Annotated in this window: 21 protein-coding genes; 19 read left to right on the top strand and 2 right to left on the bottom strand. The window is 71.4% G+C overall.

Annotated features, from left to right (window positions below):
• The first annotated feature begins 43 nt into the window (after nucleotides 1-43).
• From ABH929_RS04720 to ABH929_RS04800, 17 genes are all read left to right on the top strand, one after another.
• Nucleotides 44-1,516, top strand: a complete 1,473-nt coding sequence (locus tag ABH929_RS04720) for a sugar transferase (RefSeq protein ID WP_404560323.1) — start codon at nucleotides 44-46, stop codon at nucleotides 1,514-1,516.
• Between the two features lie 169 nt (nucleotides 1,517-1,685).
• On the top strand, nucleotides 1,686-1,976 hold the full coding sequence (tatA, locus tag ABH929_RS04725; protein WP_263055002.1) for a twin-arginine translocase TatA/TatE family subunit: 291 nt from the start codon (nucleotides 1,686-1,688) through the stop codon (nucleotides 1,974-1,976).
• A 127-nt stretch (nucleotides 1,977-2,103) separates the two neighbouring features.
• Nucleotides 2,104-3,504: an MFS transporter gene (locus ABH929_RS04730; protein ID WP_404560324.1), complete on the top strand. Its 1,401-nt coding sequence runs from the start codon at nucleotides 2,104-2,106 to the stop codon at nucleotides 3,502-3,504.
• A gap of 53 nt (nucleotides 3,505-3,557) precedes the next feature.
• Nucleotides 3,558-5,726 carry an ATP-dependent Clp protease ATP-binding subunit gene (locus ABH929_RS04735; RefSeq protein ID WP_404560325.1) on the top strand — a complete coding sequence of 723 codons (2,169 nt, stop codon included), beginning with the start codon at nucleotides 3,558-3,560 and terminating at the stop codon, nucleotides 5,724-5,726.
• Nucleotides 5,727-5,808: 82 nt separating this feature from the next.
• Nucleotides 5,809-6,369 (top strand): DUF2231 domain-containing protein, encoded by a 561-nt coding sequence (locus ABH929_RS04740; protein WP_263055004.1) that lies wholly within the window; start codon nucleotides 5,809-5,811, stop codon nucleotides 6,367-6,369.
• A gap of 186 nt (nucleotides 6,370-6,555) precedes the next feature.
• Entirely contained in the window at nucleotides 6,556-7,209 is a 654-nt protein-coding gene (locus ABH929_RS04745) for a response regulator transcription factor (protein WP_263055005.1), read from the top strand.
• Nucleotides 7,206-8,423, top strand: a complete 1,218-nt coding sequence (locus ABH929_RS04750) for a sensor histidine kinase (RefSeq protein ID WP_404560326.1) — start codon at nucleotides 7,206-7,208, stop codon at nucleotides 8,421-8,423. The genes ABH929_RS04745 and ABH929_RS04750 overlap by 4 nt, the downstream gene beginning before the upstream one ends.
• A gap of 17 nt (nucleotides 8,424-8,440) precedes the next feature.
• The gene (locus ABH929_RS04755) at nucleotides 8,441-8,947 is read left to right on the top strand and encodes a hypothetical protein (RefSeq protein WP_263055007.1); all 507 of its coding nucleotides are present in this window, start codon (nucleotides 8,441-8,443) and stop codon (nucleotides 8,945-8,947) included.
• The gene (locus tag ABH929_RS04760; RefSeq protein ID WP_404560327.1) at nucleotides 8,944-10,035 is read left to right on the top strand and encodes a peptidoglycan-binding protein; all 1,092 of its coding nucleotides are present in this window, start codon (nucleotides 8,944-8,946) and stop codon (nucleotides 10,033-10,035) included. Before ABH929_RS04755 ends, ABH929_RS04760 begins: the two co-directional genes overlap by 4 nt.
• The gene (locus ABH929_RS04765; RefSeq protein WP_404560328.1) at nucleotides 10,032-10,769 is read left to right on the top strand and encodes an ABC transporter ATP-binding protein; all 738 of its coding nucleotides are present in this window, start codon (nucleotides 10,032-10,034) and stop codon (nucleotides 10,767-10,769) included. Before ABH929_RS04760 ends, ABH929_RS04765 begins: the two co-directional genes overlap by 4 nt.
• Complete coding sequence (locus tag ABH929_RS04770; protein WP_404560329.1) at nucleotides 10,766-11,953, top strand: ABC transporter permease; 1,188 nt, start codon at nucleotides 10,766-10,768, stop codon at nucleotides 11,951-11,953. The genes ABH929_RS04765 and ABH929_RS04770 overlap by 4 nt, the downstream gene beginning before the upstream one ends.
• A 284-nt stretch (nucleotides 11,954-12,237) precedes the next feature.
• Nucleotides 12,238-13,563 (top strand): sugar ABC transporter substrate-binding protein, encoded by a 1,326-nt coding sequence (locus ABH929_RS04775; RefSeq protein WP_404560330.1) that lies wholly within the window; start codon nucleotides 12,238-12,240, stop codon nucleotides 13,561-13,563.
• A gap of 3 nt (nucleotides 13,564-13,566) precedes the next feature.
• The gene (locus tag ABH929_RS04780; RefSeq protein WP_404560331.1) at nucleotides 13,567-14,610 is read left to right on the top strand and encodes a carbohydrate ABC transporter permease; all 1,044 of its coding nucleotides are present in this window, start codon (nucleotides 13,567-13,569) and stop codon (nucleotides 14,608-14,610) included.
• 77 nt (nucleotides 14,611-14,687) lie between these two features.
• Nucleotides 14,688-15,494 carry a carbohydrate ABC transporter permease gene (locus tag ABH929_RS04785; RefSeq protein ID WP_240347571.1) on the top strand — a complete coding sequence of 269 codons (807 nt, stop codon included), beginning with the start codon at nucleotides 14,688-14,690 and terminating at the stop codon, nucleotides 15,492-15,494.
• A gap of 239 nt (nucleotides 15,495-15,733) precedes the next feature.
• The gene (locus tag ABH929_RS04790; RefSeq protein ID WP_205463808.1) at nucleotides 15,734-16,522 is read left to right on the top strand and encodes a DeoR/GlpR family DNA-binding transcription regulator; all 789 of its coding nucleotides are present in this window, start codon (nucleotides 15,734-15,736) and stop codon (nucleotides 16,520-16,522) included.
• Nucleotides 16,519-17,514 carry a 1-phosphofructokinase family hexose kinase gene (locus ABH929_RS04795; RefSeq protein WP_404560332.1) on the top strand — a complete coding sequence of 332 codons (996 nt, stop codon included), beginning with the start codon at nucleotides 16,519-16,521 and terminating at the stop codon, nucleotides 17,512-17,514. The genes ABH929_RS04790 and ABH929_RS04795 overlap by 4 nt, the downstream gene beginning before the upstream one ends.
• Before the next feature lie 95 nt (nucleotides 17,515-17,609).
• Nucleotides 17,610-19,694: a fructose-specific PTS transporter subunit EIIC gene (locus ABH929_RS04800; RefSeq protein ID WP_263091249.1), complete on the top strand. Its 2,085-nt coding sequence runs from the start codon at nucleotides 17,610-17,612 to the stop codon at nucleotides 19,692-19,694.
• A 247-nt stretch (nucleotides 19,695-19,941) separates the two neighbouring features.
• Here the strand turns inward: ABH929_RS04800 and ABH929_RS04805 are convergent, their stop codons facing one another.
• Nucleotides 19,942-21,675, bottom strand: coding sequence for a beta-N-acetylhexosaminidase (locus ABH929_RS04805; protein ID WP_263091248.1), 1,734 nt, complete (start codon nucleotides 21,673-21,675; stop codon nucleotides 19,942-19,944).
• Nucleotides 21,676-21,711: 36 nt separating this feature from the next.
• On the opposite strand from ABH929_RS04805, the gene ABH929_RS04810 reads away from it, so the two are divergent.
• Together ABH929_RS04810 and ABH929_RS04815 are read left to right on the top strand one after the other, a co-directional pair.
• A complete protein-coding gene (locus ABH929_RS04810; protein WP_404560333.1) occupies nucleotides 21,712-22,887 on the top strand; it encodes an ROK family protein in 1,176 nt (391 codons plus the stop codon).
• Between the two features lie 51 nt (nucleotides 22,888-22,938).
• Nucleotides 22,939-23,697, top strand: a complete 759-nt coding sequence (locus ABH929_RS04815) for a DedA family protein (protein ID WP_404560334.1) — start codon at nucleotides 22,939-22,941, stop codon at nucleotides 23,695-23,697.
• 11 nt (nucleotides 23,698-23,708) lie between these two features.
• Here ABH929_RS04815 and ABH929_RS04820 read toward each other — a convergent pair whose 3' ends face one another.
• Nucleotides 23,709-23,912 carry a DUF2945 domain-containing protein gene (locus tag ABH929_RS04820; RefSeq protein ID WP_123654508.1) on the bottom strand — a complete coding sequence of 68 codons (204 nt, stop codon included), beginning with the start codon at nucleotides 23,910-23,912 and terminating at the stop codon, nucleotides 23,709-23,711.
• Nucleotides 23,913-24,103 lie beyond the last annotated feature (191 nt).

A 24,103-nucleotide genomic window follows, 5' to 3' on the forward strand; every position in this document is an offset into this window, starting at 1 on the left:
TCCCGTCGGCCCGTCGACAGGAGGTCCCACGATGTCGCTCGCGATGCGTCCACCCACGGCAGCACGCGCTGTCCCCCCGATCACGGCGCCGGTGACGGCGCCGGCCGGTGCTCGCCGCGGCTTCGCCCCTGCGGTCGCCCTGCTGGACGCCAGCCTGTTGATCGTGGCCTTCGCGACGGCACACGTGGTCCGGTTCCCCTGGGAGTTGTCGGTCGTCCGGCCCCGGGCCGGTTGGGTGGAGTTCGCGACGGCTCCGGCGATCATCCTGATCTGGATGGTCCTGCTGTCCACGTTCCGCACCCGCGACCCGCGCATCGCCGGCATCGGGGGCGACGAGTACCGACGCCTCGTCACCGCGAGCCTGGTCTCCGTCGCGGTGGTCGCGGTCGTGGCGTACGCGGCACAGCTCGACCTCGCGCGCGGGTACGTCGCGATCGCCTTCCCGCTCGGTCTGCTCCTGCTCGCCGTCGGTCGTTGGGGGGTCCGCACCGCCCTTGCCCGCAGTCGGGCGCGGGGGTTGCGCCTGCAGGACGTCCTGATCGTCGGCGACACCGAGGACGTCCGGTACGTCGGGCGGCGGATCGCGGCGACGCCCAGCGCCGGGTACCGGGTCCGCGCGGTCGTGACCGACTGCGAGCCCGTGGGGACGACGATCGACCTCGGGCCGGCGTCCGCTCCGGTGGTCAGCGGGATCGACGACGTCCTCGCGCTGGCTCGTTCCGAGGGTGTCTCGGCGGTCGTCGTCGCCGGGGCCGTCCGCGGCGGGCACGAGCGACTGCGCCGCCTCGGGTGGCAACTCGAGGAGCACGGCGTCGAACTCGTCGTGTCCTCGCCGCTCTCGGACATCGCCGCAGGGCGCGTGCACGAACGCCCGGTCGACGGCCTGCCGCTGATGCACGTCGAGACGCCCGACTACCGACGCCGGGCTGGCAAGCGGCTGCTCGACGTCGTCGGCGCGGGCTTCGGGCTGGTGCTGCTGGCACCGGTCCTGGCCGTGATCGCGCTGGCGGTCCGGCTCGACGACGGAGGCCCGGTGTTCTTCCGGCAGACCAGAGTGGGCCGTGGCGGCAAGGAGTTCCCGATCCTCAAGTTCCGCACGATGTGCATCGACGCCGAGGCCCGGATGGCTGCCCTGCACGATGCGAACGAAGGCGCCGGCCCCCTGTTCAAGATGAAGGACGACCCCCGGATCACCCGGGTCGGGGCGTTCCTGCGGAAGACCTCGCTCGACGAGTTGCCGCAGCTGTGGAACGTGCTCACCGGCTCGATGAGCTTGGTCGGCCCTCGGCCCGCTCTGCCGCGCGAGGTCGCCCTGTACGAGGACTTCGCCGACCGCCGGCTCCTGGTCACCCCGGGGATCACCGGGCTGTGGCAGGTCAGCGGTCGGTCCGACCTGGACTGGGCCGAAGGGGTCCGCCTCGACCTGCACTACGTCGAGAACTGGTCGTTCCTGCACGACCTGGTGATCCTCGCCCGGACGGTGCCGTCGGTGCTCCGGTCGCGCGGCGCGTACTGACGCACTCCGCGACGGATCGGCGCAGGCCCTTCCCTGTGCGAACGGTGTCCGTTCCGGTGCCCGGCCTGGGCATCGGGGAGCGGGGGAGTTACGATGGGGAGCACACGGACTTCCGCCGCGTGGGTCGAAGAAGACCTCCGGACGGCGACCAGTTCCAGATCAAGGAGTCATGATGCTCGGTAACCTCGGCGGCGTACACCTGCTGATCATCCTCGGGATCGTCATCCTGCTGTTCGGTGCGACGAAGCTCCCGGCGCTCGCCAAGGGCCTCGGGCAGTCGATCAACATCTTCAAGAAGGAGATGAGCGACGACGAGAAGAAGGCGCAGGCCGGTGACACCACGGTGCAGAACACCGCGGCGACGAACACCACCGTGCCGACCGCTCCCGCCGAGCCCGCTGCCGGTCCGGTTCTGAACCCCGGCCCGAGCGCGCAGCCGAACACCGACTCCCGGCGCTAGTCACCCAGCTCAGGACACCCAGCCCCGTCCTGTCGGCAGCCCCCGCGACCTTCGTTGGTCGCGGGGGCTTCTTCGTGCCTGGGCTGCCCGTGCTGCCCGGTCGGCGCAACCGGAGCAGGATGAGCACATGACCACTGCCGCACCCCGCACGACCGCGCCGCTCCGCGACGACCGGCGCACGGTGCTCGTGGTGGCGATCCTGTCGTCGTTCGTCGTCGGGCTGGACTCGAGCGTGGTGAACGTGGCACTCCCCGCGATCCGGCAGGAGCTCGGCGGTGGGCTGGTCGTGCAGCAGTGGACCGTCGACGCGTACCTGGTGACGCTCGGCTCGCTCATCCTCGTCGCCGGATCGCTGTCGGACGTGTTCGGCCGGGTCCGGATCATCACGTGGGGGCTCGTGGTGTTCGGGATCGCCTCGGTCGCGTGCGCCATCGCCCCGACGGGGGAGTTCCTGATCATCTCGCGGGCGTTCCAGGGCGTCGGCGGGGCCCTGGTGACACCGAGTGCGCTCGCCCTCATCGTGGCGGCGTTCCGTGGGGCCGCCCAGTCGAAGGCGATCGGCACGTGGACCGCGTGGTCGAGCGCCGCGACGATCCTCGGCCCCGTGGTCGGTGGCTTGGTGGTCGACAGCATCGGCTGGCGGTGGATCTTCGTGCTGACCGCCGTCCCGATCGCGGTGACGATCCCGCTGGTGCTGCGGATCACCGGTGACGTGCACCCCGCCGTCCGACCACGCATCGACGTGGTGGGCGCCGTGCTCGCGGTCGTCGGGGTCGGTGGGGCCGTGCTCGGACTCATCGAGCAGGAGCGGCTCGGGTGGGGCGCGCCCGTCGTGGTCGCGGCGCTGGTGCTCGGCGCGCTGGCGCTCGTGGCCTTCGTGCCGTGGGAACTCCACGTGACCCGGACGACCGGTTCGCCGCTGGTGCCGCTCGCGCTGTTCCGTGCCCGCAACTTCGCGGTGGGCAACCTCGCCACCCTGTCGATCTACGGCGCCCTGAGCATGGTCTTCTTCGTGGTCACCCTGTTCCTGCAGGAGGTCTGGGGGTTCCCGGCCTGGCTCGCCGGCCTGGCGACGCTGCCGCCGACGGTGGTCCTGCTGCTGGTGTCCTCGGCGGTGGGCGGCCTGGCGGGACGGTTCGGTCCGCGTTGGTTCATGGCTGCCGGGCCGGCGGTGGCAGCGGTCGGTGCGCTCCTGATGCTGCTGGTCGGAGCACGGCCGGGCGGGTACTGGATCGCCGTGTTCCCGGGCCTCGTGCTCATCGGGTTCGGGATCGCGCTCATGGTGACGCCGCTGACGAGTGCCGTGCTCGGGTCGGTGCCGCAGTCCGAGGCCGGAGTCGGGTCGGCCGTGAACAACGCGATCGCGCGGATCGCCGGTCTGGTGATGGTGGCGCTCGCGGGCGTTGTCCTCGGCGGGGAGATGAGCGTCGCCGGTCTGCACCGGGCGGTCGTCGTGATGGCGGTCCTGCTCGTCGGCGGTGCCGTGGTCAGCGCCGTCGGGATCCGGAATGTGCCCGCGCCGACGTAAGTTGAGTGGAGTAGACTCAAGTACAACACCACCGCAACGAAAGGACGGAACGCATGGCGAACCTCCAGGGTGCTCCTGACTCGCAAGAGCGACAGAAGACCGCCCTCGAGCAGTACGGCGTCGACCTGACGGCGATCGCTCGCAGCGGCAAGCTCGACCCGGTGATCGGACGCGACTCCGAGATCCGACGCGTTAGTCAGGTGCTCACCCGCCGCACCAAGAACAACCCCGTGCTCATCGGCGAGCCCGGCGTCGGCAAGACCGCCGTCGTCGAGGGGCTCGCGCAGCGCATCGTCGCCGGCGACGTTGCCGACTCGCTGAAGGACAAGCGGCTCGTCTCGCTCGACATCTCCTCGCTCATCGCCGGTGCGAAGTACCGCGGCGAGTTCGAGGAGCGCCTCAAGGCCGTGCTCAAGGAGATCAACGACTCCGACGGGCAGGTCATCACGTTCATCGACGAGCTGCACACGCTGATGGGGGCCGGCGGCGGCGAAGGGTCCGTCGCGGCCTCGAACATGCTCAAGCCGATGCTCGCGCGCGGCGAACTGCGGCTCATCGGTGCGACGACGCTCGACGAGTACCGCGAGTACATCGAGAAGGACGCCGCCCTCGAGCGCCGCTTCCAGCAGGTCTACGTGGGGGAGCCCAGCGTCGAGGACGCCGTGGCGATCCTCCGCGGGCTCAAGGAACGCTACGAGGCGCACCACAAGGTCACGATCAACGACTCCGCCCTCGTCGCTGCGGCCAGCCTGTCGAACCGGTACATCTCCGGCCGCCAACTGCCCGACAAGGCGATCGACCTGATCGACGAGGCCGCCAGTCGGCTCCGCATGGAGATCGACTCCAGCCCGGTCGAGATCGACGAACTGAAGCGGAACGTGGACCGGCTGCGTGTCGAGGAGTTCGCGCTCAAGCAGGAGAAGGACGACGCCTCGAAGGCCCGGCTCGAGACCCTGCGGAACGAACTGCACACGCGCGAGGAACGACTGGCCGAGCTCGAGCAGCGCTGGCAGGCCGAGCGTGCGAGCCTGAACCGCATCGGTGAGCTGAAGCAGCAGCTCGACGACCTGAACATGCGCAGCCAGCGCGCGCAGCGCGAGGCCGACTACGCGACGGTCTCACGCCTCGAGTACGCCGAGAAGCCCCGGATCGAAGCGGAGCTCGCCGCCGCCGAGCAGGCCGAGTCAGCCGACCGCATGGTCAACGACAGCGTCACCGACGAGGACATCGCCGCCGTGATCGCCCAGTGGACGGGCATCCCGCTCGGACGGCTGCTGCAGGGCGAGACCGAGAAGCTCCTGCACCTGGAGAACGAACTCGGCCGCCGGATCATCGGGCAGCGCACCGCTGTCAACACCGTGTCCGAGGCCGTCCGCCGCACCCGCGCCGGCATCTCCGACCCGGACCGTCCGACCGGCTCCTTCCTGTTCCTCGGGCCGACCGGCGTCGGCAAGACCGAGCTGGCGAAGGCGCTCGCGGAGTTCCTGTTCGACGACGAGAAGGCCCTCGTCCGCATCGACATGAGCGAGTACGGCGAGAAGCACTCGGTCTCTAGGCTGATCGGTGCGCCTCCCGGGTACGTCGGCTACGAGTCGGGCGGGCAGCTCACCGAGGCCGTCCGACGTCGTCCGTACTCGGTGATCCTGCTCGACGAGATCGAGAAGGCCCACCCCGAGGTGTTCGACGTGCTGCTCCAGGTGCTCGACGACGGCCGTCTGACGGACGGTCAGGGGCGCACCGTGGACTTCCGGAACACGATCCTCGTGCTCACGTCGAACCTCGGCTCGCAGTTCATGACCGACCTGACGCTGACGGACGACCAGCGGGAGACGGCCGTGCGTGAACTCGTGCAGCAGGCGTTCCGGCCGGAGTTCATCAACCGCCTCGACGACATCGTGGTGTTCCAGGCCTTGACGGCCGACGACCTCGGCCAGATCGTGTCGCTCTACGTCGACCGGCTCGCCGGTCGCCTGACCGACCGCCGGCTCGAGCTCGCGGTCACGCCCGAGGCGCGTGGCTGGCTGGCCGAACGCGGGTACGACCCGCTCTACGGCGCACGGCCGCTCCGCCGCCTCATGCAGCGGCAGATCGACGACAAGCTGGCACGGGCGATCCTGTCCGGTGACGTCCGCGACGGCGACACCGTGCGGGTGGACGTCGCCGAGGACGGCGACGGCCTGACCGTCGAGCCCTTCCAGTTGGCGGAGGTCGTCGAGGAGTAGGCGAGCGCGCGGGGTGACCGACGGGAGGCCCGTCACCGGTTCCTGGGACCGGTGTCGGGCCTCCGCCGTTACCGTCCAGGGCATGCCTGAGATCCGCGCGTTCCGTCGCCTCACCGAGTCCGTCGAGCACGCGAGCGTGCTCGACAAGGCCGTCGATGTCGACCGGGCGGTGGTGAGCGTGCTCGCGAAGCCGAAGGCGCTGCGGCAGCTGCTGCACGGCGTGCCGTTCGGCCACCCGATCCACCCGCTCATGGTGCAGGTGCCGCTCGGCGCGTGGATCTCCGCCGCGGTGCTCGACGTGTTCGGCGGGAAGGGCAACGCGAAGGCCGCGAAGACGCTGGTCGGCGTGGGGCTCGTGTCCTCCGGCAGCGCGAGCGTCGCCGGCTACGTCGACTGGTCCGAGCTGAACCGCGAACAGCTGCGCACCGGGTGGGTGCACCAGGCCGTCAACTGGGTTGGCATCTCGCTGTACGGGCTGTCGTGGTGGCAGCGGAAGAACGGGAACCACGGCGCCGGCAAGGTGCTCGGGTTCGCTGCGCTCGGTGTCGTGGGAGTTGGCGGGTACCTCGGCGGGCACCTGGCCTACCGCCAGCGCGCCGGCGTGAGCGACCACGGCGAGGTCCCGTTCGACGCGTCGCGCTGACCGTTACGGCGGCGAAACAGTCGCCACCCCAGGCTGGGCACACGGATCCCCTGACGATCGACACCGTCCCGCTCACGTTCGCTCCGGCCCCTCGCAGCACCGGTTTCGTGGTACACGTCGACGAAGAAGCCGGCATCGTCCGTGTCGACCCAGCCGATCCACAGGAATATCGCATGTGATGTCCGGATGCGCGTACTCGTGGTGGATGATGAGACAGCCCTCGCCGACCTCGTCGCGACGGGATTGACCCGGCAGGGCATGGCGGTCGACGTCGCCCACCGGGGTGACCACGCGGACGAGCTCCTGGCGGTGAACGACTACGACGTCGTCGTGCTCGACCGGGACCTCCCCGGCATGCACGGCGACGAGGTGGCCCGGCGGCTCGCGGCGCGGGGGAGCCTCACCCGCATCCTCATGCTCACTGCGGCGACGACACTGACCGACCGGGTGAACGGCCTCGAACTCGGCGCCGACGACTACCTGGCGAAGCCGTTCGAGTACCCGGAGCTCGTCGCGCGGGTCCGTGCGCTCGGCCGCCGGAGCGTCGCCCCCGTCGCGCCGGTGCTCGAACGCGCCGGAGTACTCGTCGACACGAACCGGCGGATGGCGACGCGTGACGGCCGCCCGCTCGACCTCACCGCGAAGGAGCTCGGCGTGCTCGAGACCCTGCTGCGTGCCGACGGCCGGATCGTCCCCGCCGAGGAACTCCTCGAGAAGGTCTGGGACATGAACATCGACCCGTTCACCGCCGCCGTCCGGGTGACCATGTCGAAACTCCGCCGCAAGCTCGGCGACCCGGACCCGATCCGGACGGTGCCCGGCCAGGGGTACGCCCTGTGAGTCCGGGCGGCGCACGGTGGCGGCCACGCTCGTGGAGCATCCGCACCCGTACCGCGCTGGCGTTCGCACTCGCCGCGATGGCGCTCACCGCCGGGGTCGTGGTGTTCACCAACCTGATGGCCTTGGCCGGGGTCGGCGCCGGACTCGACACCGCGTCGTTCGTGCAGACCCGCCCGGCGCGGACGCTCCCGACCGCCGAGCCCGTACCGACCGGGGACGACTCCGCCCCGCCGTTCGGCGGCGGGGAGCGGGCCACCGTCGCGGTCGTGCAGCTCGTCGCCGTGCAGCAGTGGCAGTGGTCGGCGATCGGCGTCGCCGGGGCAGGGGCACTCGCGGGCGGCATCGGCTGGCTGGTCAGCCGTCGGATGCTCCGCCCGATCGACCGGATCACCGCCACCGCGGTCCGGATCACCGCATCGAACCTGCACGAGCGGATCGCCCTCGTCGGTCCCGACGACGAGCTCCGGCGGCTGTCGAGCACCGTCGACGACCTGCTCGACCGGCTCGAGACGGCGTTCGAGAGCCAGCGGCGGTTCGTGGCGCAGGCGTCGCACGAACTCCGCACCCCGCTCGCGGTGCAACGCGCCGCCCTGCAGATCGGGTTGCACGACGGCCTCGACACCGAGGACGTCCGGGTCGTCCGCGACGAGTTGCTCGAGCAGAACCGGCGGACCGAGCACCTGGTCGAGTCGCTGCTCGTGCTCGCCGAGGCCGACCGCGGGCTCGACGGCACGAAGCAGGCGGTCCACGTCGACGACGTGACCGCCGAGGTGCTCGCGGGGACGGCCCGGATCGCGGCCGACGCCGGGGTCGCGCTGACGCACGAGGCCCACACCGGGCCTCCCGGCCTCATCGTCGACGCTGAGCCGACGCTGCTGCGGCAGCTCCTCGAGAACCTGGTCGGCAACGCCGTCGAGTACAACGAACCGGGTGGGTTCGTCCGGGTGACCACCTCGGCGGACGGACTCGTCGTCGAGAACTCGGGACCGGTGGTGCCCGCGGGCGAGGCGTCGCGCCTGGCGGAACCGTTCCGCCGCTGCCCGTCCGGTCCCGCAGGAGGCCGGCACAGCGGACTCGGGCTGTCGATCGTGGCGTCCATCGTGCACGCGCACGGGTGGACGCTGTCGATCGCAGCTCGACCGTTCGGCGGACTCGTGGTGCGCGTCGGTGTTTCGTCGGTGCAACCGACCAGGGACGCGGTACGAAACAGCTGATCCGGTGTCCTGGGACCATGAACGCAACGACCACTCGCCGCACCCGTTCCCTGCTCGCCCTCGCCGCAGCCGCCTTCCTGCTGCCCAGCCTGCTCGCCGCCTGCACGGCCAGCCCGGACGACGAAGCCGACACGGCACCGGGGTCGGCGGCCAAGGGGTCCTCGCTCGCCGAGTGCATGCGCGGGAAGGGCCACGACATGCCGGACCCGTCGGGCGGCGGATCGACGATGCGCCTCAGCGTGCCGGACGGTGTCGACCCGGAGCAGTACCAGAGCGATCTCGCGGAGTGCCTCGGGGACGACGAGGGCGCCGGGGACGTCAAGGCGGCGAAGCCGATGCCGGGCAGCGAGGAGACGCTCCGCGAAGTGGCCGAGTGCATCCGCGACGGTGGCTTCTCGGACTACCCAGACGACGAAGACGGCCAGCGCGCGTACCGGGCTGACGACAGTGCGGCCTTCGACGAGGTGGCGCGTGCGTGCACCGACGAGGCGTTCGGCACCGCCGGGACGGCGGTCGACCAGTGAGGCACTCGAGCCGACGCCGCACGGTGGTCGTCGGTGTCTGTCTCATCGCGGTGCTCGCGTCCGGTACCGGGACCTGGGCGCTCCTCGATCTGCGGGGTGGCAGCGCAGCGTCCGCGTCGTCCTCGGATCGTCCGACCCGCGCCGGTTCGACGGCAGCCGTCACGAAGGGCGACCTGACCGACTCGAAGGTCTTCGCCGGCACGCTCGGCTACGGCGCCCCGACCGGCGTGCCCGCCGCGGCCGCCGGGACCATCACGTGGCTGCCCCGCCCCGGCGACGTCATCCAGCGTGACGAGTACCTGTACGCGGTGGACGAGCGCGGTGTGCGGTCGATGTACGGCACGGTGCCGGTCTGGCGCGACCTGTCCCGTGGCGTGCGCGGCACCGACGTGCGGCAGCTCAACGAGAACCTCGCGACCCTCGGCTACGACGTGTCCGTGGACGACGAGTTCGGGCCGCGGACCCAGGCGGCGGTGCGCCGGTGGCAGGAGGACCGCGGTCACGAGGTCACCGGGGTCCTCACCGCCGACGACATCGCGTTCGTCGACGGCGCAGTGCGCGTCGCGTCGGTGGACGGCAAGCTCGGCCAGTCGACCGGCGCCGCCGGCGCGGAGGGTGCTGGCGGCGGCGCCGGCGGAGACGTGCTGCAGGTCACGAGCACGAGGCGGGTCGTCTCGGCCACGGTCTCGCAGCGTGAGGCCGAGCGCCTGGCGGTCGGAACCCGGGTCGACGTCCGGGTGAACGGGACCGGCGCCGCGATGCGCGGAGAGGTCGCGGACATCCAGCCCGAGACCGGCGAGGACGGCGGCACCAAGGTCGTGGTGTCGGTGTCCTTCGACCCCGGCGACCGGAAGCTGCCCGCGGCCGCCTCCGCCCAGATCGACGCGAAGGGCACCACCGAACGGGGTGTGCTGTCGGTCCCGGTGTCGGCGCTCGTCGCGGGCTCCGGTGGCTCGTACGCCGTCGACGTCGTGCAGCAGGGCGGCCGGACCGAGCGCGTACCCGTCGAACCGGGGTTCACCGCCGGCGGCCGCGTGGCGATCAGCGGCGACGTCGCGGCCGGTGACCGCGTGGTGGTGCCCGGATGACCCCCACGACCATGGCGGACCGTCGAGTCGTCCTGTCGCTCGAGGACGTCGTGAAGACGTACGGGGACGTCGGCGCGCTCCGCGGCGTCTCGCTCGAGGTCGCGGCCGGTGAGCTCGTCGCCGTGGTCGGCCCCTCGGGATCGGGCAAGTCGACGATGCTCAACATCATCGGGACGCTCGACCGGCCGACGTCCGGTACCGTGACGATCGCCGGCAACGACGTCGCCACGATGTCCGACGACGCCCTGTCGCGACTGCGGGCCGACCACATCGGCTTCGTGTTCCAGCACTTCCACCTGCAGGCCGGGGCGACCGCCGCCGAGAACGTCGCCGACGGTCTGCTCTACGCGGGCATCCCGCGCCGCGACCGGCACCGACGTGCGGTCGAAGCACTGGGCCGGGTCGGGCTCGAGCACCGGGTCGACCACCGCCCACACCAGCTGTCCGGCGGCGAGAAGCAGCGGGTGGCGATCGCCCGGGCCATCGTCGGCGAACCCACCATCCTGTTGGCGGACGAGCCGACCGGGGCACTCGACACCGCCTCGGGCGCTGCGGTCCTCGGACTGCTGCGCCAGCTCAACGACGGCGGGACCACTGTGCTCGTCATCACCCACGACCTCGAACTCGCGGCCTCGCTGCCCCGGCAGGTGCGGATGCGCGATGGTCTCGTCTCGCAGGACGACGCCGCGGGCGGGGCCGAAGCACTCGCCGCCGCGATCCGGGGCGACCGGTGAGCGCCCGAGGAACCGTCAGCCCGGCGGACCTGCTCCGGCTCGGGGTGTTCGGCCTGCGGACCCGGCCCGGCCGCGTCGTCTTGTCGGCCCTCGGCATCGCCATCGGCATCGCGGCGATGATCGCGGTCGTCGGCATCTCGTCGTCGAGCAAGGCGAAGGTCGACCAGGTCCTCGACGCCCTCGGCACGAACGTGCTCACCGTCACCCAGGCGCAGGGATTCGGTGAGACGCCGCCGCTGCCGGACACCGCCCTCGAGTCGGTGCAGCGTCAGGACGACGTCGAGTCCGCGGCCGCGATCGGCACCGTCCCGGAGATCGCGGTCTACCGCAACGGGTTCGTCCCGGCCCCGGAGACGAAGGGCATCTCCGTGCTGGCGGCCTGGGGTGACGTCCCGGAGGTGCTCGGCGGCGAGCTCGCCGCCGGCCGGTGGATCGACGACACCCGGAGAGCGGCCCCGCAGGTCGTGCTCGGGGCCGAGGCCGCCGATGCCCTCGGCATCGACGAGGTCCGATCGGACAGCCGGGTCTGGATCGGCGGGCAGTGGGTACAGGTCGTCGGGGTCCTGCGACCGCTCGCGCTCGCCGAGGACCTCGACAACAGCGTGTTCGTCCCCCGGACCCTCGCCGGGCAGCTCGGGTTCGACGGCGCGCCGACCGCGGTCTACACGCGCGTCGACCCGTCTCGCGTCGAGGAGACCCGTGATGGGCTCGCGGGGGCGGTCCGTCCGGGAGCGCCGCAGGACGTCGGGGTCACCCGACCGTCGGACGCGCTCGCCGCCAAGGACGCCACCGACGACTCGTTCACCGGCTTGTTGGTCGGCATCGGCGGTGTCGCCCTGCTCGTCGGCGGCATCGGGGTCGCGAACACGATGGTGATCACGGTGCTGGAACGTCGTGCCGAGGTGGGGGTGCGTCGTGCCCTCGGCGCACGACGGCGGAACATCCGTGACCAGTTCCTGGTCGAGTCGCTGCTGCTGTCGTTCCTGGGTGGCGTCGCCGGTGTGGTGATCGGCGTCGGGGTCACGGTCGCCTTCGCCCTGGCGCAGGGGTGGCCGGTGGCGATCCCGCTGTGGGCCGTCGGCGGCGGGCTCGGCGCGACCGTCGTCATCGGCGGCGTGTCCGGGTGGTACCCGGCGGCGCGCGCAGCGCGCATCCCACCGACGTCCGCCCTGGCGGCCGTCTGACGGAAGTGGTGGTGATCCGGGAGGCCCGGTGCCGGTCTGCGAGACCGGCACCGGGCCTCCCGGTCGCCCCGTCCACCCCGCCGACGCGCGGCGCAGATCATGCCTGGTCATGACCAGTCGCGTCAAGCGTTGGCGACGATCTGTTCGACATCCGTGATCCCCCGGAAACACGCGGATCGAACCCGCTCACAGGGACCGATCCAACGGTTGACAAGGGCTCCCGGAAGGTCTTCTATTGCGAATACGCAACGTCCTTTCATAAAGGTCGGACCAAGGGAGTCAACGTGACACGCACGCGTTTCGCCGCACTCGGTGCGCTCGGCCTGGCGGCCGCGCTCGCCCTCACCGGGTGCTCCGCCGGAAGCAACGGAGCTTCCGACGGCGGCACGAAGGCCATCGGCACACCCGATGGCAAGGGCAAGACCATCACCGTCTGGATGATGAACGGCGACCTGAGCGACAAGGTCCTCGACGCAGCCCAGGAGCAGTTCACGAAGGACACCGGAGCGAAGGTGAAGATCCAGACCCAGCAGTGGGACGGGATCACCACGAAGCTCACCACGGCCCTCGCCCAGGACGACGCCCCGGACGTCGTCGACCTCGGCAACACGCAGGTGCCGGTCTACGCGGCGGCCGGCGGTCTCATGGACCTGACGCCGTACCGCGACGAACTGAAGGACGGCCAGACCTGGCTCACCGGGCTCGAGGGGCCGGCCACGGTGGACGACAAGCTCTACGGCGCTCCGCTGTTCGCCGGCAACCGCGCTGTCGTCTACAACAAGAAGGTCTGGAAGGACGCCGGCGTCACCGACGTGCCGACCACCTACGACGAGCTCACCGCCGACCTGGACAAGGTCAAGGCGGCCAACACGGCGAGCGACTTCTCCGCCTTCTACATGCCCGGCCAGTACTGGTACGGCGGGCTGCAGTGGGTCTGGGACGCCGGCGGCGAGATCGCCTCCGACAAGGACGGCAAGTGGACCGGGAAGCTCGACTCGGCCGATGCGGTCAAGGGCCTGACGGCGTGGAAGACGTTCCAGAACGACTACTCCGCGACGTCGACGCAGGACATCAACACCGACAAGCCCTCGCAGAGCGACGTCTTCGCCCAGGGCAACACCTCGGCGTTCCTCGGATCGGCGTGGGAGATCGGCTCGATCACCACCGCGAAGCCGGCGCTCGCCGACCAGATCGGCACGTTCCCGATGCCGTCGCAGACGGACGGGAAGACGCAGCCGGTGTTCCTCGGCGGGTCCGACCTCGGGATCCCGGCGAAGGCCGCGAACCAGGACCTCGCGCTGTACTACCTGAAGATCCTGACCTCGAAGGAGTTCCAGCAGGACCAGGTGTTCGGTGTGGACGGCTGGGAGCCGAACTCGACCGAGCTGCTCGACGCCGTGGCCGACGACGTCGACACCCTGCACAAGCCGTACTTCGCGGCAGCCGGCACGAGCCGTCCGACCCCGGCGACGCCGGGCTGGGCGACCATCGAGGGCGACGCGTCGTTCCAGTCGATGTTCGCGGACATCGCCACCGGGCGGAAGTCGCCGGAGCAGGCTGCCGAGGGCTTCTCGAAGCACCTCACGACCGCGCTGAACGCGCAGCCGTAGTCGATGACCTCCACTGCAGAGCAGGCGACCGGTTCGGAGCAGTCCGAGCCGGTCGCCGGCGGCGGGGGGACCGGGGGTGCGGGTACCGGGGCCATCGGCGGTGCCGGGTCGGGGCGGCCGGTTCGTCCCGGCCGCGGGGCGCGTCGTCGGTCGGCGGTGGCGTCGCGCGCACCGCTCGTCCTGCTGGCCCCCGCGGCGATCCTGCTGCTGGCGCTCGTCGTGTACCCGCTCGTCCGGCTCGTCGTCATCTCGTTCCAGGACTACGGCCTCCGGGCGATCTTCACCGGGCAGGCCGGGTTCGCCGGCGTCTCGAACTACACGAACGTCCTGACCGACGCCAGCTTCTGGCCGGTCATCCTGCGTACCGTCCTGGTCACCGGGGCGATGGTGCTCGGCACCATCGTCATCGGGATGGGCGCCGCGCAACTGCTCACCCGGCTCGGCGTCGCGATGCGCACCGTGGTCAGCGTCGTGCTCGTGCTGGCCTGGGCGATGCCGAACGTCGCCTCGAGCCTGGTCTGGCAGTGGCTGTTCCAGCCGTTCTACGGCGTGCTCAACTGGCTCATCACGCAGCTGCGGGTGTTCGGCGACCACACGCAGGACAACTGGGCGTCGCACCCCGGGCAGGCGTACACGATCGTGCTCACGCTCGTGATCTGGCAGGCCGTGCCGTTCGTCGCCCTGACGCTGTACGCCGCGCAGTCGCAGATCGCGCCGGAGTACTACGAGGCCGGAGCGCTCGACGGCGCCTCGACCTGGACGATGTACCGCGCGATCACGCTGCCGGCACTCGCCCCGACCCTGCTGCTCGTGTCGATCCTGTCGGTGATCTGGGACTTCAACGTCTTCAACCAGATCTGGCTGCTCACGAGGGGCGGTCCGGAAGAGGCCACCCTGACGCTCGGCATCTGGACGTTCGTGAAGTCGTTCGTCTCCAACGCGTACGGCCAGGGCGCCGCGATCGCCGTCATCTCGACCGTGATCCTCGGCGCGCTCACCAGCTACTACATCCGCCGGCTCGTCCGCAGCGGGGAGGAGGACCTGTGACCGTCTCGAATGCTGCGCCGGTGCGGGCGCCCGCGTCCGCGCCGGCTCCCGCGCGTTCGCGAAGGCGGAAGCCGCGCGTGGTCGCGAACACCATCGCGGTGGTGTTCTGCCTGGTGTGGGTGTTCCCGATCTACTGGATGGTGAACACCGCCTTCAAGCCGGCGGACGAGGTCACCACCATGACCCCGATCTGGGCGCCGTTGCACCCCACGCTCGACAACTTCACCCGCGCGCTCACCCAAGAGGGCTTCCTGGTCTACCTGCGGAACTCGACCATCGTCGTGGTGGCCGCCGTGCTGCTGTCGATCGTGGTCGGGTTCCTGGCCTCGGCGGCGCTGTCGCGATTCCGGTTCCGCGGGCGGCGGGCGATCCTGGTGGGCATCCTGTTCGTGCAGATGATCCCGTCGGGTGCGCTGCTCATCCCGCTGTTCCTGTCGTTCCAGACCCTCGGGCTGCTCAACAGCTACGTCGGGCTGATCCTGGCGTACGTCGCGAGCGTGCTGCCGTTCTCGATCTGGGTGATGCGCGGGTTCTTCGTGGCGGTCCCCGTCGAGATCGAGGAGGCCGCGAAGGTCGACGGGGCGGGAACCTTCCGGATCCTGTGGAGCGTGCTGTTCCCGCTCGTGATGCCCGGGGTCATCGCCACGAGCGTGTTCGCGTTCATCGCGGCGTGGAACGACTACCTGATCGCGTACGTGATGCTCAAGGACCAGGGGATGTACACGCTGCCCGTGTGGCTGGCCGGGTTCTCGACGAACAAGGGCACGGACTTCGGCGGGCTGATGGCGGCGAGCGTGCTGTTCTCGATCCCCGTGGTCGTCTTCTTCCTCATCGTGCAGCGTCGGCTCGTCAGCGGTATGACCGCGGGAGCCGTCAAGGGCTGACCGTCGTACCGAACACCCCGTCGTGCACGAGCACGGCGGGGTGGTCGTGCGTGTGCCGTCCGTCGAGGTTCCACGACATGCCGCGTGTTGGACGCCGAGGTTCCACGGACGGGCTGTGGGCGCCGCGAGATGCCGAGATTTCGGAACCTCGGTGGAGGGGGACGCGGGCGGGGTGGTTGTGATTGTGTGGGTTTGTGGCTTATGGTTCCTGAAACCCACGGGAACGAAGGAGTTCGGGCATGTACGCAACCGAGCGGCACGACGCCATCGCAGCAGCGCTGCAGGACGCCGGCCGGGTCTCCGTCGCCGACCTGGCCGAGCACTTCGACGTCACCACCGAGACCGTGCGCCGTGACCTCGACTCGCTCGAGTCCGCCGGGGTCCTGCGCCGCGTGCACGGGGGAGCGGTGCCGATCGGCCGCTCGAGCGTCGTCGAACTCTCCGTCGCCGAGCGCGAGGGGCAGCACGGTTCCGCGAAGTCCGAGATCGCCCGCGCCGCGATGCGCCTCGTGCCCTCGACCTTCACCGGGTCGATCGCGATCGACGCCGGCACCACCTGCGCCGCCGTCGCCGCTGAACTCGCACGGTGGGAACCCGCCACCGCCGGCGCGACCCTCACCGTCATCACGAACTCCGTCCCGATCGCCGCGACCCTGCAGCACAGCGAGCACGTCGAGCTGCACCTGCTCGGTGGCCGGGTGCGCGGGGTCACGAGCGCCGCCGTCGGCACCGCCACCGTCGAGCAGATCAGCGCCCTGCGGCCCGACATCGCGTTCGTCGGCACGAACGGCCTGTCCGCCGGCTTCGGGCTGAGCACCCCGGACGAGTACGAGGCCGCCGTCAAGGGCGCCTACGTCCTCGCCGCCCGCCGAGCCGTCGTGCTCGCCGACGCCGCGAAGCACGGGGTCGAGGCCCTGATGCGCTTCGCCCGGCTCGACGAGATCGACACCGTGGTCACCGACCAGGAGCCGCCGGCCGACCTCGCCGGTGCCCTGACCGACGCCGACGTCGAGGTCGTCGTCGCATGAGCCGCCGCATCGTCACCGTCACGCCGAACCCGAGCCTCGACCGCACCATCGAGCTCTCCGGCGAACTGCAGCGCGGCGCCGTCCAGCGCGCCACCCGCTCCACCGCGGAGCCCGGCGGCAAGGGCGTCAACGTGTCCCGGGTCGTGGTCGCGAGCGGTGGGGACACCATCGCCGTGCTGCCCGGCGACGAGCTCGACCCCGTGCTGCTCGGGCTCGCCACGCGCGGCATCCCGACCGCCGCCCTGCCGATCGGTGCGCCGCTCCGCTCGAACGTCACCGTGACCGAGCCGACCGGCACCACCACGAAGCTCAACGAGCCCGGTCCGTCGCTCGCCGGTCGGCTGGACGACCTGGCCGACCTGGTCGCCGACACTGCCGCGGCGACCGCCACCGGACCCGCCGCCCGCTGGGTGGTCTTCGCCGGATCGCTCCCGCCCGGACTCCCCGACGACGCGCTCGCCGTGTTCGTGCGTGCCGTCCGTGCACGCCACGGTGAGGACGTCCGGATCGCGGTCGACTCGTCCGGCGTCCCGTTCACCGCACTGCTGCAGTCCGGCGAGCGGATCGACCTGGTCAAGCCGAACGCCGAGGAGCTCGCCGAGGTCGTCGGCGGCGACCCGGACACCTACGAGCAGGACCTCGACGCCGCCGTCGCCGCTGCAGAGCGGTTGCGCGACCGGAACGTCGGCTCGGTCCTGCTGACCCTCGGCAGCGCCGGCGCCGTGCTGGTGTCGGACGAGGGTGCCTTCGCCGCCGCAGCACCGCGGATCGTCGCCCGCTCCACCGTCGGCGCAGGGGACTCCTCGCTCGCGGGCTACCTGCTCGCCGAGGTGGCCGGAGCGTCGCCCGAGCAGCGCCTCGCCCAGGCCGTCGCGACCGGAGCCGCAGCCGCAGCCCTGCCCGGCAGTGACGTCCCCGCCCTCGACCACACCGACCCGACGGCGATCTCGGTCCGGGTGCTCACCACGCACCCGGCACCCGAGCCCGCCTGACCCCGCCCGACCCCGCCCCAGCCAGCCAGAACACCCCCACTCCCCGAACACCTGCACGACCCGCGCGACCAGCGCCATTGCGAAGGAGCAAGCACATGTCCGCAGACTCGAGTCCGCGCCTCATCAGCGCCCAGCTCGTCGGCCTCGACGAGGACCTCGGTGCCACCTCGGCCGACGTCATCCGCGTCCTCGCCGACCGCGTCGCCGCGACCGGCCGCGCCGCCGACGGCCGGGTCCTGGCCGAGGACGCCATCAAGCGCGAGGCCAGCGTCGGCACCGGCGTGCCCGGTGGCATCGCGATCCCGCACGCCCGTTCGGCGTCGGTGTCCGAGCCGACCCTGGCGTTCGCTCGCCTCGCCCGGAAGGTGTCGTTCGGCGCCCCGGACGGCGACGCCGACATCGTCTTCATGATCGCCGTGCCCGAGGGCGCCGACAAGGACCACCTGACGGTCCTCTCGACCCTGGCCCGTGCGCTCATCCGTGACGACTTCACCGCCGCCCTGCGCGCCGCAGCCACCCCGGACGAGATCGTCCAGCTCGTCGACCGCGAGGTGAGCGGCGAGGTGTCCGAAGCCGGCGTCGGGAAGGCGAGCAGTGCCTCCAGTCCGACCGCCGCACCGGCGCCGGGCCGCAAGGTCTTCGTCGGCGTCACCGCCTGCCCGACCGGCATCGCGCACACCTACATGGCGGCTGACGCCCTCGTCGCCGCGGCGCAGCGCGCCGGCGCCGAGATGCACGTCGAGACCCAGGGCTCCTCGCAGGTCGAGCCCCTCGACCCGGCCCTCATCGCCCGCGCCGACGCCGTCGTGTTCGCGGTCGACGTCGACGTCCGCGACCGCGGTCGCTTCGCCGGCAAGCCCCTCGTCTCCGGCCCCGTCAAGCGCGGCGTCGACGAGCCCGACAAGATGATCGCCGAGGCCATCCGCGCCTCGGACGACCCGAACGCCGCGCGGGTCCAGGGTGGTGCCGCCACGACCGAGACGAACACGAAGAACGAGCACTTCGGCCAGGCGCTGAAGCGCTGGCTGCTCACCGGCGTCAGCTACATGATCCCGTTCGTCGCGGGCGGCGGGCTGCTCATCGCGCTCGGCTTCCTGCTCGCCGGGTACGGCATCGCACTCACCCACGGTGACGACGGCGTCAACAACGCGGTCTTCGCGCTCCAGCACTACAACCTGGTCGACCTGCCGCCGGAGGGGCTCCGCTACTACCTCGGTGCCGCCGCGTTCCAGATCGGCTCCGTGTCGCTGGGCTTCCTGGTCGCAGCGCTCGCCGGGTACATCGCCTACGCCATGGCCGACCGACCCGGCATCGCGCCCGGCTTCGTCGCCGGCTCCATCGCCGTGTTCATGAACGCCGGGTTCCTCGGCGGCCTGATCGGCGGCCTCATCGCCGGTGCCGCCGCGTACTGGATCGGGCGCATCCCGACCTGGCGCTGGCTGCGCGGCCTGATGCCCGTCGTGATCATCCCGCTCTTCGCGTCGATCATCGCCTCCGGCCTCATGCTGCTCGTGCTCGGTGGACCGATCGCCTGGCTGATGACACAGCTGACCGAGTTCCTCAACTCGCTGTCCGGTGCCTCGGCGATCCTGCTCGGCATCATCCTCGGCCTGATGATGGCGTTCGACCTCGGTGGCCCGGTCAACAAGGTGGCCTACGCGTTCGCCGTCGCCGGGCTCGGTGCCGGGACCGCCACGAACGTCGTGCCGTTCGAGATCATGGCCGCCGTCATGGCAGCCGGCATGGTGCCGCCGCTCGCCCTGGCACTCGCGTCGACCGTCCTGTACCGCAAGGGGTTCACGAAGCCCGAGCGCGAGAACGGCAAGGCCGCCTGGCTGCTCGGAGCGTCCTTCATCTCCGAGGGTGCGATCCCGTTCGCGGCCGCCGACCCGCTGCGTGTCATCCCGGCGTCGATGGTCGGTGCCGCGGTCACGGGTGCGATCTCGATGGCTGCCGGTGTGACCTCGCGGGCGCCGCACGGTGGGATCTTCGTGTTCTTCGCCATCGGTGACGTCGCGATGTTCATCGTCGCGATCCTGGCCGGCACGATCGTGTCCGCGCTGGTCCTGGTCGGGCTGAAGAAGTGGGTGCGTCGGGCCCCGGCGGCGGACGCCGCGGCTGGTGACGAGGCCGCCGTGGCCGGCGAGACCGTCGGTCAGCGCGCACCGGTCGCCGCCTAGGACGACGGCGTCCCGCGCAGGTGACGGGACGAGCGGCGGACGGGAGGCCCGGTGCCAGCTGGCACCGGGCCTCCCGTCCTCGCGTGGCCGCGGCCACCCCGTGAGGTTCCGAGATCTCGGAACCTCACGGCCGCGCGCGGGGCCTGCGTGGAACCTCGGCGGAAGTGAGCGGCGGGTCGTGGAACCTCGGCGCGGTGCGTGCGTGCGCGAGCGCGTGAGCACGCCCGCGTGCTGCGTGAGCGCCCGGCTACTCCGCGATGTTCGCCGTGATCGCGTCGATGTAGGCGGCACGGTCCTCACGCGAGTGCGGCCGCCCCGGAACACCGGGACGCTGCTCCCACGGGAAGGGCCCGGCCTCGTGCCGGTACTCGATCCCCATCGCCTCGAGCCGCGCGGTGTGCTCGGCCAGCCGCCCGCGGAACTCGGCGACGTCGCGCGGACCGGTGACGTCCGCCGACCAGAGCGCCTCGGCCAGGGCCGCCACACGGGGGAACAGCTGGTAGTCGAGCTTCCGGGCGGTGTCGACGTGCTCCGTCCACATGTTGCCCTGGCCGCCGATGACGTGGGCGCGCTCGGACTCGGTCAGGCCGGACGGCACCGGGTCGAAGGCGAACACGTCGTCGACCGTCAGCACGATCGACACCGGGATCGGCTCGGTCGCCAGGTCGCTCTGGCGGTAGTCGAGGTAGGCCTGGTCGTCGGGCGACGAGATCACGTCGTGCCCGCGCTTCGCCGCCGTCCGGGCGCCGGTCAGACCGCGCCACGACACGATGGTCGCCGAGGGGTCGAGCGTGCCGCCCTCGAGGATCTCGTCCCAGCCGAACGCCTGCCGCCCGTGCGACGCGACGTGTGCCGCGAGCTGCCCGATGATCCAGGCCTGCAGCTGCTCTTCGTCCTCGAGCCCGAGTGAACGCATGCGCTCCTGCGTGCGGGGGTCCTCGACCCACTGCACCTTCGGGCACTCGTCGCCGCCGATGCCGATGTAGCGGGAGGGGAAGAGCGCGATGACCTCGTCGAGGACGTCCTTGAAGAAGTCGACGGTGCTGTCGTCGGCGTTCAGGACGTCGTCGGCGATGCCCCACTCGGTCCAGACCTCCACCGGTGTCTCGGGGTGCACGCCGAGCGACGGGTAGGCGGCCAACGCGGCACGGACGTGTCCGGGCGTCTCGATCTCGGGGACCACGGTGACGAACCGGTCCGCCGCGTAGGCGACGATCTCGCGGATGTCGTCCTGCGTGTAGTACCCGCCGTGCGGGCGGCCGTCGAACGCTGCGGGCTGCAGCACGCCGTCGGCGTCCGGGACGTGCGCGCCCACCTGGGACTCACGCCGCCACGACCCGACCTCGGTCAGGCGCGGGTACTTCCGGATCTCGATGCGCCAGCCCTGGTCCTCGGTGAGGTGGAAGTGCAGCCGGTTGATCCGGTGCGCCGCGAGCTGGTCGACGACGCGCATGACCTCGTGCTTGGTGCGGAAGTGCCGGGCGACGTCGAGCATGACGCCGCGCCAGGCGAAGGCGGGCGCGTCCTCGACGATGGTCGACGGGACGGACCACGGCCCGGTGCCGACGCGGCCGCTCCGGTACACGTCGGCGGGCAGCAGCTGGAGGAGCGCCTGGACGCCGTAGAACACGCCGGCGGCCGAGCCGCCGGCGACGTCCACGCCGTCGGGTGTGACGGACAGGCGGAAGGACTCGGCGCGCTCGCCGTCGGGCGACGGCGGGCCGGCGGGCAGGGAGGGATCGTCGGTGACACGCAGCGAGATGACGCCCGTCCGGACCGACACGTCGGCGGAGGCCGCCCCGTCGTCCGCTGCGTCCCGGACCGGCTGGCCGGTCGACGCCCGCAGCGTCTGCTGCAGGTACAGTCGGACCGATCCGCTCGCTGCGTCGGCTGCGATGCGGGTCGACGGGGTGATCTCGAAGGCGCCGGTGCCGGGGACGGCGCGACGCGGTCGTGGGATGAGCATGTCGGAGTCCACCATTCCTCAATGATCTTTCGTAATGTGGAGGCTATGGCCGTGGGCGAGACCGTGTCAACGATCCCGAGTGTCGTGGGGACGACGCCGGGCGTGCTCCGACTCATGAACTCCCGGGCCATCCTCGACGAGCTCCTGCGCGACGACGCGTCGCGCACCGTGACCGAGCTCAGCCGCACCGTCGGGCTCTCCCGCCCCACGGTCGAGGCGGCGCTCGCAGACCTGGTCGACGAGGGCTGGGTGACCGAGGCCGAGGCGATCGCCACCCCGAACAAGGCCGGCCGCCGGGCCAAGCGCTTCGCCGCGGACGCCACCGCCGGTTCCGTGCTCGGCGTCGACCTCGGACTGCACGGCATCGTGGGCATCCGCGCCGACCTGCGCGGGAACACCCTCACCCGGGTCGAGGAGCGCTACGCGGACCTCGCCGACGCGGAGCAGGCCTGGACGAGCGTGCAGGACGTGGTCCGACGCCTGACGGCCGACGCGGAGGCGTCCCCGGTCCTCGCCGCCACGTTCGGCGTCCCCGCCGTCGTCGACCGTGCCGGCGAGATCGACTACACGGTCGCCGTGCCGGAGTGGGTCGAGCGCCGCGTGCCCGGCCGGATCCAGGACCTCTTCCCCGGCATCGCGACGTTCTTCGACAACGACGCCAAGCTCGCCGCCACCGCCGAGGCGATGTGGGGGCGCTTCCGGGGCGTCCAGGACGGCCTGTACCTGGTGATGGGCCGGCAGATCGGTGCGGCCTACGTCATCGACGGGGCGTTGGCGCGCGGAGCGCGCGGTGCGGCCGGCGAGATGGGCGGGCTGGCCTCGACCGGGTGGCCCGGTGCGCCGGCCCGCCTGGAGGCCCGGATCGCGTCCGACACGGACCTCGAGTCGGTCTTCGCCGCGGCCGGGCGCGGGGGCGCAGCGCCGGGCCCCGTCGGCGGGGACGGCCCGGACCCGGCGGCGGTCGATGTGGTCCGCGCCTTCGCGGACGACGTGGCACCGGGCGTCGTGCAGCTCGTCACGACGATCGACCCCGAGGTCGTGGTCGTCGGGGGCGAGGTGCTGCCGGCGGCACCGGTGTTCGCCGAGGCGCTCGCCGCGGTGGTCACGCCCCGGCTCCGGCACCCCGTCGAGATCGTCCCGTCGACGGTCGGTCGTGACGCCGTCGCCCGCGGCGCCCTCGCGCGGTCGCTGACGCACGTGCGGACCTCGCACATGGGACTCGGCTGACGTTCAGGTACCGCGCCGGGTCCTGACAGGGCGCTCAGGGATGCTGGGGGCATGACGACTGCCGTGACCACCCGTGCCATGACCGTCGCCACCGGCGACTCCACCGCTCCCTCGGACCTCGGCGGACTCTCCGGCCTCGTGCTCCAGATCATCGACGCCCTGGGGGAGTGGGGCGTCGCGCTCATGCTCTTCGTCGAGACGGTGTTCCCGCCGATCCCGTCCGAGCTCATCCTGCCGCTGGCCGGGTTCCTGGCGGGTGCCGGGCAGATGAACCTCGTGCTCGTCCTCGTCCTGGCGACGCTCGGGTCCTACCTCGGTGCGCTGGTGCTCTACTGGCTCGGCGCGAAGATCGGGTTCGAGCGCACCACGCGGTGGTTCGGCAAGCTCCCACTGGTCGACGAGGACGACTTCCGCAAGGCCGCCGCGTGGTTCCACCGGCACGGCAAGAGCGCCGTGTTCTTCGGTCGGTTCGTCCCCATCGTCCGGAGCCTCATCTCCCTGCCCGCGGGAGCCGACCGGATGCACCTCGGCACCTTCTCGGTGTTCACGATCATCGCGAGTGGCATCTGGAACAGCGCGCTCGTGCTCCTCGGCGCCGCGTTCGGCTCGCAGTACGACCGTGTCGAGCAGTACACCGAGTGGATCGACCGGGTGCTCTACGTCGCGATCGCGGTCGTCGTCGTGACGTTCGTCGTCCGGCGGGTCCGTCGGTGGCGGGCAGACCGTCGCGCGGACGGGGGCGGCACCGGCGACGGTGCCGCGAGCGGGGGCGCACGAGGTCGTCGTCGCGCCGAGCCCGCCCGCGACTGAGCCGCTCGTCGTCAGGCCTTCGTCAGTGCCGACTCCTTGTGCGCGGCCCGCTTGCCGCTCTTCTCCGACTCGACGATCCAGTACGGATCGTCGTCGGTCGGCTTGAACGTCTGACCGTCGAACTCGAAGTCGCTGGTGCGCTTCTGGACGAGCTTCCCGGTCGTCTTCCCTTGCGAGGTGTTCCAGTGCACCTCGTCACCCTTCGTCAGTGCCATCGCTGTCCTCCTTGCGTGATCGCTCACCCTCATCGGAGGTCGAACGGTACCCTGATGCATCCGCATGAACACAGGGAAGTACGCCGATCACGATGTCATAACACCCGCACAAAAGCGGGGTCGGACGCGTACCGTTTCTCATGAGCCAACACGTCGGCAGCAGCCGCGGAACCTGCGGCTCTCGACGGAAC

The sequence above is a fragment of the Curtobacterium sp. AB7 genome, from assembly GCF_044909335.1.
GTDB lineage: Bacteria > Actinomycetota > Actinomycetes > Actinomycetales > Microbacteriaceae > Curtobacterium.

What these genes read in the sequence shown, in the direction of transcription:
- tatA (WP_263055002.1), top strand. Translation starts at nt 1,686, where the DNA reads ATGATGCTCGGTAACCTCGGCGGCGTACACCTGCTGATCATCCTCGGG.
- ABH929_RS04820 (WP_123654508.1), bottom strand. Translation starts at nt 23,912, where the DNA reads ATGGCACTGACGAAGGGTGACGAGGTGCACTGGAACACCTCGCAAGGG.
- ABH929_RS04745 (WP_263055005.1), top strand. Translation starts at nt 6,556, where the DNA reads ATGCGCGTACTCGTGGTGGATGATGAGACAGCCCTCGCCGACCTCGTC.
- ABH929_RS04740 (WP_263055004.1), top strand. Translation starts at nt 5,809, where the DNA reads ATGCCTGAGATCCGCGCGTTCCGTCGCCTCACCGAGTCCGTCGAGCAC.
- ABH929_RS04795 (WP_404560332.1), top strand. Translation starts at nt 16,519, where the DNA reads ATGAGCCGCCGCATCGTCACCGTCACGCCGAACCCGAGCCTCGACCGC.
- ABH929_RS04815 (WP_404560334.1), top strand. Translation starts at nt 22,939, where the DNA reads ATGACGACTGCCGTGACCACCCGTGCCATGACCGTCGCCACCGGCGAC.
- ABH929_RS04800 (WP_263091249.1), top strand. Translation starts at nt 17,610, where the DNA reads ATGTCCGCAGACTCGAGTCCGCGCCTCATCAGCGCCCAGCTCGTCGGC.
- ABH929_RS04790 (WP_205463808.1), top strand. Translation starts at nt 15,734, where the DNA reads ATGTACGCAACCGAGCGGCACGACGCCATCGCAGCAGCGCTGCAGGAC.
- ABH929_RS04730 (WP_404560324.1), top strand. Translation starts at nt 2,104, where the DNA reads ATGACCACTGCCGCACCCCGCACGACCGCGCCGCTCCGCGACGACCGG.
- ABH929_RS04805 (WP_263091248.1), bottom strand. Translation starts at nt 21,675, where the DNA reads ATGGTGGACTCCGACATGCTCATCCCACGACCGCGTCGCGCCGTCCCC.
- ABH929_RS04765 (WP_404560328.1), top strand. Translation starts at nt 10,032, where the DNA reads ATGACCCCCACGACCATGGCGGACCGTCGAGTCGTCCTGTCGCTCGAG.
- ABH929_RS04755 (WP_263055007.1), top strand. Translation starts at nt 8,441, where the DNA reads ATGAACGCAACGACCACTCGCCGCACCCGTTCCCTGCTCGCCCTCGCC.
- ABH929_RS04720 (WP_404560323.1), top strand. Translation starts at nt 44, where the DNA reads ATGCGTCCACCCACGGCAGCACGCGCTGTCCCCCCGATCACGGCGCCG.
- ABH929_RS04780 (WP_404560331.1), top strand. Translation starts at nt 13,567, where the DNA reads ATGACCTCCACTGCAGAGCAGGCGACCGGTTCGGAGCAGTCCGAGCCG.
- ABH929_RS04735 (WP_404560325.1), top strand. Translation starts at nt 3,558, where the DNA reads ATGGCGAACCTCCAGGGTGCTCCTGACTCGCAAGAGCGACAGAAGACC.